This is a genomic window from Paenibacillus sp. NPDC056933 (assembly GCF_042674385.1).
GTDB lineage: Bacteria > Bacillota > Bacilli > Paenibacillales > Paenibacillaceae > Paenibacillus.
On record NZ_JBHUQN010000008.1, the window covers coordinates 20,335 to 33,488 of the forward strand.

11 protein-coding genes are annotated in these 13,154 nt (G+C 46.4%); 3 read left to right on the top strand and 8 right to left on the bottom strand.

All coding sequences use genetic code 11. From position 1 onward, the window contains the following. Window positions 1-55: 55 nt before the first annotated feature. The 6 genes from ACFTRD_RS30105 to ACFTRD_RS30130 form a co-directional block, all read right to left on the bottom strand. Complete coding sequence (locus tag ACFTRD_RS30105; RefSeq protein WP_379386417.1) at window positions 56-1,126, bottom strand: ABC transporter permease; 1,071 nt, start codon at window positions 1,124-1,126, stop codon at window positions 56-58. Beyond that, window positions 1,123-1,998 (bottom strand): ABC transporter ATP-binding protein, encoded by an 876-nt coding sequence (locus tag ACFTRD_RS30110; RefSeq protein WP_379386419.1) that lies wholly within the window; start codon window positions 1,996-1,998, stop codon window positions 1,123-1,125. Before ACFTRD_RS30110 ends, ACFTRD_RS30105 begins: the two co-directional genes overlap by 4 nt. Next, complete coding sequence (locus ACFTRD_RS30115; protein ID WP_379386421.1) at window positions 1,979-2,824, bottom strand: hypothetical protein; 846 nt, start codon at window positions 2,822-2,824, stop codon at window positions 1,979-1,981. Before ACFTRD_RS30115 ends, ACFTRD_RS30110 begins: the two co-directional genes overlap by 20 nt. Then, window positions 2,799-3,371: an RNA polymerase sigma factor gene (locus ACFTRD_RS30120; protein ID WP_379386423.1), complete on the bottom strand. Its 573-nt coding sequence runs from the start codon at window positions 3,369-3,371 to the stop codon at window positions 2,799-2,801. Before ACFTRD_RS30120 ends, ACFTRD_RS30115 begins: the two co-directional genes overlap by 26 nt. Before the next feature lie 158 nt (window positions 3,372-3,529). Continuing rightward, window positions 3,530-5,440 (bottom strand): beta-glucoside-specific PTS transporter subunit IIABC, encoded by a 1,911-nt coding sequence (locus ACFTRD_RS30125; protein WP_379386425.1) that lies wholly within the window; start codon window positions 5,438-5,440, stop codon window positions 3,530-3,532. A 70-nt stretch (window positions 5,441-5,510) separates the two neighbouring features. Further along, window positions 5,511-8,204, bottom strand: coding sequence for a glycosyl hydrolase (locus ACFTRD_RS30130; RefSeq protein WP_379386427.1), 2,694 nt, complete (start codon window positions 8,202-8,204; stop codon window positions 5,511-5,513). Between the two features lie 433 nt (window positions 8,205-8,637). Between ACFTRD_RS30130 and ACFTRD_RS30135 the strand changes: the two genes are divergently transcribed. The 3 genes from ACFTRD_RS30135 (at window position 8,638) to ACFTRD_RS30145 (ending at window position 10,725) form a co-directional block, all read left to right on the top strand. Then, complete coding sequence (locus ACFTRD_RS30135; protein WP_379386429.1) at window positions 8,638-9,639, top strand: AraC family transcriptional regulator; 1,002 nt, start codon at window positions 8,638-8,640, stop codon at window positions 9,637-9,639. Window positions 9,640-9,785: 146 nt separating this feature from the next. Beyond that, window positions 9,786-10,391, top strand: a complete 606-nt coding sequence (locus ACFTRD_RS30140; RefSeq protein ID WP_379386431.1) for a hypothetical protein — start codon at window positions 9,786-9,788, stop codon at window positions 10,389-10,391. A 121-nt stretch (window positions 10,392-10,512) separates the two neighbouring features. Then, the gene (locus ACFTRD_RS30145; protein WP_379386433.1) at window positions 10,513-10,725 is read left to right on the top strand and encodes a DUF6366 family protein; all 213 of its coding nucleotides are present in this window, start codon (window positions 10,513-10,515) and stop codon (window positions 10,723-10,725) included. Between the two features lie 137 nt (window positions 10,726-10,862). On the opposite strand, the gene ACFTRD_RS30150 is transcribed toward ACFTRD_RS30145, so the two are convergent. Together ACFTRD_RS30150 and ACFTRD_RS30155 are read right to left on the bottom strand one after the other, a co-directional pair. Beyond that, a complete protein-coding gene (locus ACFTRD_RS30150) occupies window positions 10,863-11,456 on the bottom strand; it encodes a hypothetical protein (RefSeq protein ID WP_379386434.1) in 594 nt (197 codons plus the stop codon). A 5-nt stretch (window positions 11,457-11,461) separates the two neighbouring features. Beyond that, on the bottom strand, window positions 11,462-13,045 hold the full coding sequence (locus tag ACFTRD_RS30155) for a glycosyltransferase family 39 protein (RefSeq protein WP_379386436.1): 1,584 nt from the start codon (window positions 13,043-13,045) through the stop codon (window positions 11,462-11,464). Window positions 13,046-13,154 lie beyond the last annotated feature (109 nt).

Genomic DNA, 13,154 nt, shown 5'->3' on the forward strand with positions numbered 1-13,154 from the left:
GCCCGCATAACTGCGGACCCCCCATTTAATAATAATCTTCCCTAATAGAATTCTATCAAGAAAAAACCTCGCGAGTGCGGAACGTACGATAAGTACCAAGTATGACTCCAATAGTAACCACAGCCATGATGATCATATACAAACTCAAATAGGACAGCTCCAGTCCAAATACCGAATAGCTTGCCGGCTTTTGGAATAACCTCGTTACCCGCATCATTGTACTGAATGAAAATTCCTCAATCCATGTGGCCCAGCCCGGGTTGAAGTTCAACACATCGAATGCCAGATAAGGCACGCCTACAATCGCGACATTAATGACGATCGCAACAAACGACGTTGAACAAAGCGCTGAGACGCATAACACAACACATGCAAAGACCAGACTGCCTGCCAAGTGAGTGACCAACTGTACTCCATAATACTGAGCCGCCGATAACCGATAAGGAGAGAACTCATAGTCAAAGCCTCGGAAATACATCCCAACACTCTGGATGGGCGTATCTGCTCCAGCCAAATTTCCAAACCTTAACCAGTAGATCAACAAATTGACGCTTGTAAACAATATGACGCATAGCACGACATATAACATGGAAGCCATTAATTTAGCCGAAACGATTTGGCTTCTCCCCCGTTTGCTGCTGCGCAGCAATGCTGCGGTTCCCCGTGCGTATTCCTCTGCAAATACGGGCGCCAGTCCAAGCAGAATGATGATCATCATAAAGAGTACTCCAAATTGATCAATGTATTCCAGCAGATAGCCCCATGGTTTATTGTAGTGAATCTCGGAGACGGTTACCGTCCGCTTCATGAGATTCCCGCTGTCATCATATCTGCCGTAGTTTTTGATGGATTCCGGCGAAAATATGGAAATCTCATAAAATACACCATATCGATCCTGATTCTTTTCCTCACTGTACCCCTCGCTTTGCATCTGACCCTGCGCGGCTTGAACCTTCTCCTCCGTAATGGCTCCTTCGTAAGGCTTGTAATATGATGTACCGTTCAACGGCCCGGGATGCCCGAAACAGGCATATAAAGCAAGAAGCACAAGCAGCCCGCTGAGTGCCAGATAAATGCTTTTACGTGTTATTATTTTTGCAAATTCATATTGAGTTAAACGAATCACGATGTCGCCTCCTCGTCAAAATAGTGCATATATACGTCTTCGAGACGGGGAGTCTCCGGTACAGCCTGCGGTACAGGTTGTTCTTTGGCCAAAATTCTGGCTACAATGCCATCCGATTGATAGGACAAGCCACTTACTTTGAAATGCGAGGTAAGCTCGGCAAGCTGCTGCTGCGTGAGCGTTGCCTTCCAGACGCTGCCCTGCATCCTGTTCATGATCTCTTCCGGCGTGTTCCGGGTGATCAGTTGACCTTCGTTCATCAGAATCATTTCCTTACACGAGAACTCCAGGTCAGAGATAATATGCGTCGATAACAGTACAATCCGGTCTCTTCCCAGCTCCCCGATTATGTTACGGAATCGAATACGCTCCTTGGGGTCAAGGCCTGCCGTAGGTTCGTCGAGGACTAGAATTTGCGGATCATTCAGCAAGGCTTGCGCAATGCCTAGTCTCTGCCTCATGCCTCCAGAGAACGTACGGATTTTATGCTGGGCCTGCTGTTCCAGATCAACCATTCGCAATGTCTCCTGCACGCGGACACCGGCCTGACTCACACTAAGCCCTTTCAACGAACACATGTACATGAGAAATCGATGAGCACTGAAACGATTGTAAAATCCGAATCGCTGCGGCATATACCCCAATATACTGCGATAACGATCCCCCATCTGTTGGGTGGGTTGCCCATTCAGCAAAATCTGTCCTGACGTTGGCTTGGAGATGTCTACAAGCATGCGAAGCAGCGTTGTTTTGCCCGCTCCGTTCGGTCCGAGCAGACCGTAAACGCCACCGCTGGATAGCTCCAGCGAGAACGATTTAACTGCCCACTTGTTTCTGTATTTCTTGGATACGTTATCTATGGTCAATATCAAAGGAATAACCTCTTTCTGTTTGTGATGTATATTTTCTAGCCATCTGGTAGATCTGACTGATCAACAGGATCACTCCGCATAGCGTGATTGCGATGTGTACTGACGGCTGGATCGATTGAAATAACGCAACAAATTGGGGATTACTTAATGCAAGCCATATCAGTCCGAACCATAATGTCAAAAAGATACTGACAGCTGTTCCCCCCCTCACATGCATCGCTAGCCACAGACTGGCCCCTGCCGCAATCATCAGCTGTGCGTACCATAGACCGATTGTACTCCATGAGATGGGACTGCCTGTTCCACCGGACATCACCAGCATAAGCAGAAATACAAATGCCATATTCCCTGCAAGCACTACGATCAGACGGGTCAGCATCAGCTGCTGTGCCGTTATTTTGCAGGTCAGCTCGATTTCCATGAGCCCCTGATCCCTGCCTTTGAATACTTCCAGCAATCCAAGAACAAAAGGTACAGGAACCAGAACGAGACCGCTCATGTAAGGGTCGATTTTACTGTGTGTTCCCAGCCAAAATCCGAGCAACAGGAGCAGTGAACAAACCAACCAGTATGATTTGTGGAATACCACAACCTCACCCCGAACAAGCTGGAACAATTCCCGCATTAACCTTCCGTATGATTGTTTCGTGCGAACGCTCACCTGATCCGGCATATGGGCATCCAGTGCCCTGATCGTTCTGTCGATCTCCGTTTCGGATGGAAAATCGACCGCATACTCGTTCAGATAGGGAGCAATTTCGTTGTACTCCTCCATCTCCAATTCAGCTGCTCGATTTCGTTTATCTCCGTGTCCTCTTCGTTTCATCCCGATCACCTCCCAGAATGATTTCCCTTAATTTCGTTATGCCCAAACGTATGCGTGACTTCACTGTCGATTCATTTGCTCCCGTCAGCTCGGCAACCTCCCTGATCTTTAGTCCGTTGTAATAGTTCAAGATAACCGCGTCCCTCTGGTGCTCAGGCAAACTTAATACCGCCTGCCTGACTTGTTCGTTCTGAAGCCGTTTATGGAATATGTTCCATACATTCTGGTGTTCATTGGCAGGGAGCGCCTCTTCCGTTAATTCACTCTCTCTCTGCTGTTGTTTGAAATCGCGTCCACGAAAATAATCCAGGCAATGATTTACTGCAATTTTCAGCAGCCAGTGACTGAATTTTCCGGTGTCCCGATACTTGTCCAGTGAATTCATCATTTTCACAAATACCTCTTGGGTTAGATCATAAGCGGTATGATAGTCACCCGTTTTCCGGTACACATAAGCGAATATCGACTTGTAATGCCGCTTCACCAATACTTCCATCGCAGCCCGGCTGCCTTTACGAATCTCCTGAATCAACTCTTCATCATTCAACGCTCCCTCACCCCCTCAATTCAATTAACGATAACCTGATCATAAAAGATCAAAAATATTTATGTATATATTCTGAATGCAAAAAAGCCCGCGATGAGCGCAGGCTTGGAGTCATATTATCATAATTCTTAGGCAAATGAATCATCTAACGGATGAATCTACACTTTTATCGCAATCACTGGCGCACCTGCAGAGATGTTCCGTGCCCCGATCCCACTTACCGATGAATAATTGCCAGAATTCGTGATGATTACTGGCGTAATCAATTGGAATCCTTTTTCCTTGATTTTTGCCAAATCCACTTCCATCATTACATCCCCGATGTTCACCTGATCGCCTTCCTGCACTTTAAGGGTGAATCCTTCGCCCTTCAGTTTGACGGTATCCAGGCCCACATGGATCAACACCTCCACACCATCGTTGCCAATGACGGCAATCGCATGTCTGGATTTGGTGATGGTTGTTACTACACCCTCAACAGGAGAAACCACTGTGCCACTCGAAGGGATAATGGCAACTCCTTTTCCCATGGCTTCACTGGAGAATGCTTCATCCGCTACACTGGCCAGTTCTACAACCTCGCCCGACAGCGGACTGTGTACCGTCATCTCTGCCTTTTGTACGGGTAAACCTGAATCGTTATTTTGTCCACGGACATCAGATACAGATACGGAATTTACTGAACCTTGGGGTGTAGACTTCGCAGATTCTGATCGGGTTTTGTACCCCCAGAGATAGGTTAGAATGAAACCAACAACGAGACCCACCGCCATCTGTACTACATAACCGTAGAATCCGGCATCAATGCCTTGAGGATTAACGGCACCCGGAATAGCAAATACACCGGACGGAGCAAACGCATAGACTTTGGACAAAAAGGCTCCACCGATGACTCCACCAACACTACCACCGATAATCGCCATGATTAAAGGTTTTTTCTGTGGAAGTAGTACACCATACAATGCGGGTTCACTCACACCAAGCAAGGCTGTACCACCGGTGGAAATCCCCAACGTTTTCATCTGTTTGTCCCGTGCTCTCAGTCCAAAGGCCAGAGCCGCCCCCGCCATCGCGAACTGATTCGCTGCCAGCAATCCCATCACGGAATCGTAACCGATGGTTGCCATATTGTTAATAAAGATCGGAATAAAGGCCCAGTGCAAACCAAACATGACAATGAGAATCCACGGTCCACCCAGCACAAGTCCTGCCAGAACCGGATTGAAATTGTAGATGGCTGTCGTAATATCGGCCAGTCCGTTACTGAGGTACGATATCACTGGACCAATGATGAATAAGGTCAGGGGAACCGTAATCAGCAGCACGATAAACGGAGCCAGAAAATATTTGAAGCCTTGCGGTATACGCTTCTCGATGACACGATTCAACAGGGATGCAATCCACACCGCTACAATTGCCGGGAATACGGATGACGTATAATTCATCATATTCATTGGCAGGCTGAGGAAGGTCAACTGCTGCTCGGAACCTACAAAGCTCACAAGCGTGGGATATACCATGGAGCCCCCGATAATCATCCCTACGTATTGATTCAGACCGAAGTATTTCGCCGCCGAGCTACCCAGGAAAATCGGGAAGAAGTAGAATAATGCGTCCCCGATTGCATTGAGCACGATATATGTTCCATCCGTTGCGGTTAGAACACCGAATGCAGACAAACACGCCAGCAACCCTTTGATAATACCGCTTGCTGCAAGCGCTCCCATAACAGGCGTGAATACACCGGAAATCATGGATGTGAAGCGGTCAAAGAGACTCTTTTTCTCTCCCTGTACATCATTATAGGATTCAGTATTGCTCATGTCTCCCAGAAGGGAAGACAGCTCGTTAAATACGGGAACCACCTGGTTCCCAATGACCACTTGATACTGCCCCCCTTGCTGGATGACGGTAAGCACGCCATCCATTTTCTTGATTTCTTCGGCATTGGGAATTTTGCTGTTTTTCAGTTCAAATCTCAAACGGGTAACACAGTGCGTAACCTTGTTGATGTTTTCTTTGCCTCCGACACTGCGTAACACATCCGTTGCCAGTTGACGATGATCCATGCCTGATCACTCCTTCATAGGTGCGATATGAATGAACAATCCATTCTTACACTTTCATCCATATCCATTTTCAGTATTGTAAATAGACGCTGCCTACGATGCCTGTCGGTTCCTGAATCAGGTATTGCGACAGGAAGTCCTGCTGTTCCTTCACAAGGGTGTTTGTCACTTCGATCACAAGGGTGTTGTTCTTCGGTTGTAAACATCCGCTGGCGTCGTACGCGTACGGTGGACAGATTCGCGTTCCGATGTCATGACCATTCAGCCAAACCTGAGCCACTTCATACGGTTCATTAATCACCAGTCGGGCTGCTTCAGGTACTTCATCCATGTCAAACTCAATGTCATATCTTGCGGTTCCCGAGAAGTCTGGCAGCACCTCTGGTACAGCGAGAGAAGCAAGCTCCGAACACGTCCCATACGCCGAGAATTCCGGGTATTGCATGGCCGTTGCCAACGAGAGGTTCCACTCTCCTGTGATCTCCTGCACTTTTGGGTACGAACGGTCTGAGTTTGAAGCTTCTGTGATCTGATCCGCCAGTCCAGCACCCTGCACAATCATTACAGACTCATATTTTTCAAGTCTCAGAGTGAACGTCTGTTTGTTCTCACCTGTGCTAACCTGTAATGGTGAGAGTGCATTGGTAAAAGCATCATAGATGTAGGCCTCATTCACTCCGTCTAACACGGGGATTTCAATCGTCGTATCGATAGCTTTCGCCGGATCTTCATTGAAGAACATATATACATCGCCATCGTCATGACGATAGTGATAATAACGCAAGTACGGCTGGTGTTCAGACACGGAAATCTCATACACGTCATCGCTCCGCAGCCGTGCCGCAAGTTCATCTATTGAAACAATGCTTACTCGTTCATGTTGATCCAGTACTGACAATTCGGTTTCGCAAGCCTCCCCTTCGCTGCTGCGATCAGGCAGTCCATCCACGAAATAGACCTGCAAACCCGCTTCTACATATGCATAAAGCTGAGCAATCAGGTGCTCCGGCAACGCCTCGGCATAAGGGATAATCAGGGCAGAGAAGTGCTCTCCGTTAATGTGAAGTTTTCCGCCTTCTACCTGCGATGAAGCAACAAGCTCAGCCGAGATTACGTCAAAATCGATCTGGTGCTGCGTGAGTTCTCTCGCTGGTTTCTGGAACAGCATATACTCTCCGGACCACTCGGCTTCTGCGTGATATAGAATGGCCGCTGGTGCAACATGCACCCCATCGGATAACAGATGGCTTACTCGGTTCATGTAATGCGTCAGTATTGGCAAATATCGATACTGCGGATCATATCCGTTGGCGTATAAATGCGGCGGACAGTCCGGATCGGGGTATTTTTTCGGTGAAAACGCATGAGGTACAAAGTGGTTAACCCCCCTCACCAGCATATGGTCTGTAATCCATTTCATCAGCTTGAGACCTTCTCCAAATCCGTAAGCGCCATATACCTCACACATGGTCCGTCCTTGTTTCTTGGGGTCCAGGTGCCCGAGTGAAGTCCCCATTTTCGCCATGCCATAATGGAAGAACTCTCCGTCCCATCCGGTGGCTGTGAACGATTTGTAATAGCCGTTATCCATGCCAGGCAAAATCTGATGCAGCACCACGTCAATGCCGGACATGTCCTGCCCCCACAGACTGCGATAGAAATGCCCTGCTCCATAACCAAGTCTCGCATGGGCGTTATTGTCTTCAATCACGTGCCCAATGTACTCTACATAATGGGCGCGACACCAATCTCCCAGTCTGCCCGTAAAATGTTCGGCATATAATCGGGTGATCAGATCCATGTAGCGATAGCGCATCTCATGGCCTTTTACTCCTGCATTCGCCCATAAGAGGGGTAACGAGCGAATAACATCCTCATCCGGGATATGCTGTTTCAACATGTCAGGCAGATCCTCCCGCCACGGAAGAATCATATCCATGCGTCCAATGGAGGCCAGCGGTCCTTTTACATTGCCAAACCTCGGCTCATCCGAGAAAAACCCGGCCAGTGTGGATCCAAAGTCAGCCTTGTACCGGTCATAATGTGCCTCGTACACCGTATCAATCAGCACTTGCGTCGCCTCTGGTACGATAGGGTTGAGATATCCCTCGGTTGCTTTCTCACCCCCGTCATAGGTCAGAACCAGTGTGAAGATTCTCCAGCGCCCTTCCGGCAGATCCCAGTGCACCGTTCCTTCATGCAGTTGTGCGGTCAGATCAACCAGGGAATCCGGATCAATCTCATCGGGACCTGTTTTGCAAGCCGCCACTACCCCGACAATCCGATCTTTAGCCGAGAAGGCTTCCTTTTGTTCGCTCCCTTGATCCGACTTCACTTGCTCCACCCCAACACTGATACCCCTCTGACCCGGTCGTTGCAGCGCCCATTTCACCGTGATTCCCGCCTGCAGCTGCGGTCCGACGAAATCCTGCTGATGTACTTTCAGAAACTGTTTCTGGTACTGGGGATAATCCGCCTTGATTCTTCCTGCCGCGTATCCTGTAGGAAAATGAGAATCGTCCAGAATCCACACTTTCATGTTCCGGTTACGCGCCTCATCCATGATAATGTCCAGATCTGCCCACCAACGGGGTCCAACAAAATCCGGGTGAGGGCGGGATTCCACACACACTGCCTTGATTCCACTCTCGTCTATGACCTGCATATGCTCACGCAGTACATGCTCCTCCTCACCGTGCTGCCAGAAGAAAGGCAGAATATAATTGTCCTCCCGGTTTTCCAATACTTCGGTAATCTTTCTCATCCAACATCCTTCCTTTCTGCAATACGAACAACTTGGTTGTTTCCTTTTATTCCGTATCGCTCTTATCCCCAGATTTTTTTGATTACCTATATAAAAATGGATAAATCAGGTGATAAGGCGAACACCCGCTTCTTCAGATTGGTTCTGCAATCTCCGTTATGATGTAAAAATTCAGGTTCAACTTAAATTAGTATCAAAATTACATATTATAGAAAGAGGATTAAAATCCAATCCAAATATAAATAAGTGCATAAAAACTTATAAAACCATTAAAAACGGGTGAATATAAATATAAACAAAGATACTTTTCGATTCCACATTTTTAATATAGCGCTTTCAAACGAAGACTGAAATATCAAAACAATACATGTTGACTGTCATAAATTCAGATGTTATGGTTACCACAAACTTCAGCCGAATGGAGGCAGCAGACATGAACCATGATCAATTGGATGTGAAGCTTCGTACACTCACAGACAGGGAGTTGTATTATCAGGCTCATCCATCCTCCCGCTCTGCCACCTATGATTCACTGAAAAAAATCGTTCATGATGGACAGGAAGTCTATGTTTTTCAGGACATGATTGCGGAAAAAGACAACATCACGATTTCCAAGCACACCCGGTTTGCCGAGGTGCCGCTTCACATTCACACCTTTATTGAACTCAGCTTCGTGTATTCGGGTCAGTGCGCTCAGATCATCAATGGAAAAAAGGTCACGTTAAAGCAAGGACAGATCTGTATTGTAGATACAGGTGTGCCCCACGCCATTCTGCCCACATCGGATGACGATGTGATCATCAACATGCTGATTCGTAAAAAATACTTCTCCTCTTCATTTCTGAGCAAGTTGGCAAACAACGGCATTTTGTCTCACTTTCTGGCGAATGCGATTTCGGATCGGCAGAACCACAACCGCTACATTATTTTTCACTCGGAGAATAACAGCAACATTCCCATCCTGATGAGACAGTTGCTCTGTGAATATTATGACCAATCACTCGGCTCTTCCGAAATGATGGATTCCTATATGCTGTTGATCTTTTATGAACTGCTGCGTGTGTTTCAGTATGATACGAATCGCCCCCGCCCACTGACGCAGAACAAGGTGACAATCATCGAAATTCTGAAATACATCGAGAATCATTACATGGACTGCACTCTCACATCCACCGCAGACCATTTCAATTTCAATCCCAACTACTTGTCCACCTTGATCAAAAAAACAACCGGCCAGACGTTCAAGGATCTGGTCCAGAGCGAAAAACTGAACTACTGCTCGTTCCTGCTCGCCAATACCGATCGCCCGGTCTATGACATAGCCAGCAGCACGGGACACAGCAACCTCAGTTTTTTTTATAAAAAATTTCAGGATCACTTCGGCATCACGCCACAGCAATATCGAGAGCAACATACTACCAAATTTCAGGAATGACGGTGAGTACAGGGGCATAACTCGGAAGCCAACGTTGCTCGACGATAGAGGATCGCGCGTCATATAATATCTTTATTTCTTTATTCTAGTGAAACTTTCTCCCCCATCTTTCGTCTAATTACTGATAAACAACAAAGGAGATGACGATGCGAATAACCTGCAGTCCTGCTTTTGCTGGAAAAATGATTGGATCCATTGAGCTTCAGCCATCCAAGTTTATTACTGGCACTTCCAAGAATACTGTAATTACCGATCATGTTGATCCTGAGCTTATTGCCATTCCCTATGTGGAAGATCCTGAATTCGGATCAATCTTTGATGCGATGAAGATGATGAAGGGAACGTTCCATGAAGAGTTTCACGTAAGCTATGATGTGGAATTTACGATTGATGTGGATAAAAAGGGGTATATCACCCAGTTCGAGCATACCTTTTCACTGGAGCGTTATCTTGATCTTGTGCGGACGCAGTCCTATAAAGTGATTAAGACGAATTGGAAAGGACGTTCCTTCCATGTCATGACCTACAGTTATATGGAGGAAGTGTGTAATCCGAACAACGTGATCTTCAAATGTAACCATGCAGAAGATGTATTCGTTGTAGCCGAACTTGTCCCCTATTCTATCGGTAGTGTTGTGGAAAGACCCCTTAATCGATACCTGCACCTTCGTGCACTAATCTCGGCGCGAGATGACCTCTACCCGATCGACTATATGTGTGAACCTGATTTCGATCTAAGCATCGATGCCTAAGTACTGCATCATTTAAATACAGCAAAGAGCACAAAGCGTTCCAGACTTAATCCGGGATCACCTGTGCTCTTTTTTCATATAGGTTCTGTGTACCGAAAAATCATAACTCAGGGGTGGTTAAATGGATTTTCGAGAAGAAACACCCGAAGCAAAAAGAGAACGATTGAGACAAGAAGAATTAAAAGGAAATCCCATGGGTACGTTTGGTGATGGCATGAATCGTGCTCAATTTGGAAGTTTATCCGATTTAGTAGGCGGTTTGGGTTGGAAAGTCTCTGGAATCATCATTATGTTATTGGTAATAGGGTATGTCATTTATAAATTAGTGTTCTAAAAGGATAGGGATGACTATGCATTCTTCGCTACTTGAATAAATAAGCGTATTCAAAGCTTTCCACCGAATACGCTTATTCGTTTGCCGAAAATACTCAACCATCTCGTGTTTCTGCTCTTTATTTCCATCATACTCTATTAAGTAGCAGACTGTGTTATAACCATTCGTTCTACGGTCTCCGTGTTCTCCTTATACCAAACCCTAACGACATCTCCCTCTTTCAGATCAGACACCTGAATAGATGAATTAGCACTCTGATTGTTACCTGGGACACCCATGCCCATGCCTTCCGTAATATCCACATCCTCACTGATGTTTAATTTCATTTCAATGCCCGTATCTTTCATATCCATGCTTCCGCCTCTGGAGGCGCCTGGTTGTCTTCCATTTCCATTCGTGGAGCCTGTGGATGAGTTATCCTCCACCTCAAGCAACGAGATCGTGACGGTACTCCCTGTGGTTGAGATCACTCTGCCTGTAAGGTCGGCATTCATCATCCCCCGCATATCGTCCTGACCGCCTGTTCTACCAGTCATCCCTTGCCCTCCGCCCCTCTGTGTTCCTCCATTCATGCCCGGGCCACCGCCATTCATCATTCCGCCACCATTCATGCCTTGGGCAGAACCGGTACTCGTAATGTTCTGGGCAGTAATAGCATCGCAGGCAGAGAGCAAAACTGAACAGGTCAACAACGAGAGTATAGCCGCTGTGAGATAACTTTTTTTTCGCATACGGATCACCTTTTTCTCAGGGAAGAACGTTCCCAGCCGAGTTTTCTATGAAACATAAAGTTATACGCATCTTTGAATCCCATGTACGACAATACGACCAGCAGCGGATATACGGGGTAAATATACCTCGATTTAATCTCCCACAGCATATAGAAACCGATAAATCCGAGAATAACCAGAATCAAAGAGACTTCGTCATACCGCTTTCCACGAATTCCACCGACCAAGCGAATGAAAATAAAACAGTACATCATGAAATTCATCACATAAACGACCCAAAGCACCCCCGTTCGGTAGATGGAATCTCCCTTGAATAAGTCTGTTACCGCATTGGTATAACTGTAAGAGCCGGCAATACCGCCACCTCTTCCAGCTCTCATACCCGAGGAGCTTTCATTACCGATGCCATATCGATCCATTTGGTAGGTACCTTCGGTCCAGGTCCAAATGATCTTTTTGTAATACATCTGGGCCAAGTCACTTAAGCTCGCTTCCGACAGTTTCCGTTCAATCTCCTGCTTGTACAGCTCTGTACTTTCAGCTTTATTATAATGGGCCTGTCTCTGATAAATCTGGTAACTCTCCATATTGTCCCAGAACCCGAATCGTTCCAGATTAATACCCATGTTCAGCCACATATAGACCGGTGCCGAATTTTCGCCGACCGTCTCACTTACAGCACCTGAAGATTTCAAGACCGCATTCTGAGTCCACCCTGGAACGTTAAACAAAATGGCCAGCACGAAAATGGAGGATACCCCTTTCTTGAATCCTATACTTCGCATATTCAGCAGAATGGTAAACATAGCAGCAATCAGCACAATCACTCCGATGCTTCGGAAGTCATTGCCAATCGCAAGCAAAATGGCGGCAATGATGATCGTCTGCCAAGACTTTTCACGTATAAACCGAATCAAAAAGTATAAACAAGACGTCAGAAACGCCGTAGCAATGACATCGTTATAGATCAGGTTGTTCAGGAACAGGGATGGAAGATACGTCGCCGCAAAGATCAGAACCCCGTAATCACGTTCCGTGGACTTGTTATTTAACTGTTTATAAATGAGATAAATCATAAATGTCGTTAACGTTGAAAACAAAATATTGAACAGCTTGATTACCAGATAATTATCCGGGAACAGGTACAGTAATGTTTTGAGATATAACACGGTCGAAAAGTTGAACGGGAACATGTGCAGATATCCTCCCGTTTCGAACGAGGAATAGTCCTGATCGTAGAGCATGTTCATCGCGAGTGAAAGCACGGTCTGTGAATCATCCGTGGGCACTCGTGGAAATACGAAGATAATTATAATTTGAATAGCCAGAGAACATAGCAGCACCACCGGAATGACAACCTTGGGACTGTATTTGTTCACCTCCAGACATAGGCGGTATAACATGACACCCGAAACCAGAAGCAAAGCAATCACCGGGATAAAAATACTCCACTGCTGCATGCCCAGAATCGGATTATCCCCATACAAGGTGTAGTTGTACTGCGCCCGAACAAACAGGGACGAAACAATGAACAAGCCAACAAAAACAAGCAGAATGAGGTAAAGCGACTTATGGATCACCTTAGACATGCCAAAACTCCTTTTCCAGTACAGGATTCCGTGAGTATTATAATGGCTCTACCTGAAAAATCGCTGAATTCGATTAGCGCTTATGATTGGCTCCTATTGGCATTCTTCC

Coding starts and splice junctions, on each gene's coding strand:
- ACFTRD_RS30115 (WP_379386421.1), bottom strand. CDS start 2,824: ATGAAACGAAGAGGACACGGAGATAAACGAAATCGAGCAGCTGAATTG.
- ACFTRD_RS30125 (WP_379386425.1), bottom strand. CDS start 5,440: ATGGATCATCGTCAACTGGCAACGGATGTGTTACGCAGTGTCGGAGGC.
- ACFTRD_RS30130 (WP_379386427.1), bottom strand. CDS start 8,204: ATGAGAAAGATTACCGAAGTATTGGAAAACCGGGAGGACAATTATATT.
- ACFTRD_RS30135 (WP_379386429.1), top strand. CDS start 8,638: ATGAACCATGATCAATTGGATGTGAAGCTTCGTACACTCACAGACAGG.
- ACFTRD_RS30140 (WP_379386431.1), top strand. CDS start 9,786: ATGCGAATAACCTGCAGTCCTGCTTTTGCTGGAAAAATGATTGGATCC.
- ACFTRD_RS30145 (WP_379386433.1), top strand. CDS start 10,513: ATGGATTTTCGAGAAGAAACACCCGAAGCAAAAAGAGAACGATTGAGA.
- ACFTRD_RS30150 (WP_379386434.1), bottom strand. CDS start 11,456: ATGCGAAAAAAAAGTTATCTCACAGCGGCTATACTCTCGTTGTTGACC.
- ACFTRD_RS30155 (WP_379386436.1), bottom strand. CDS start 13,045: ATGTCTAAGGTGATCCATAAGTCGCTTTACCTCATTCTGCTTGTTTTT.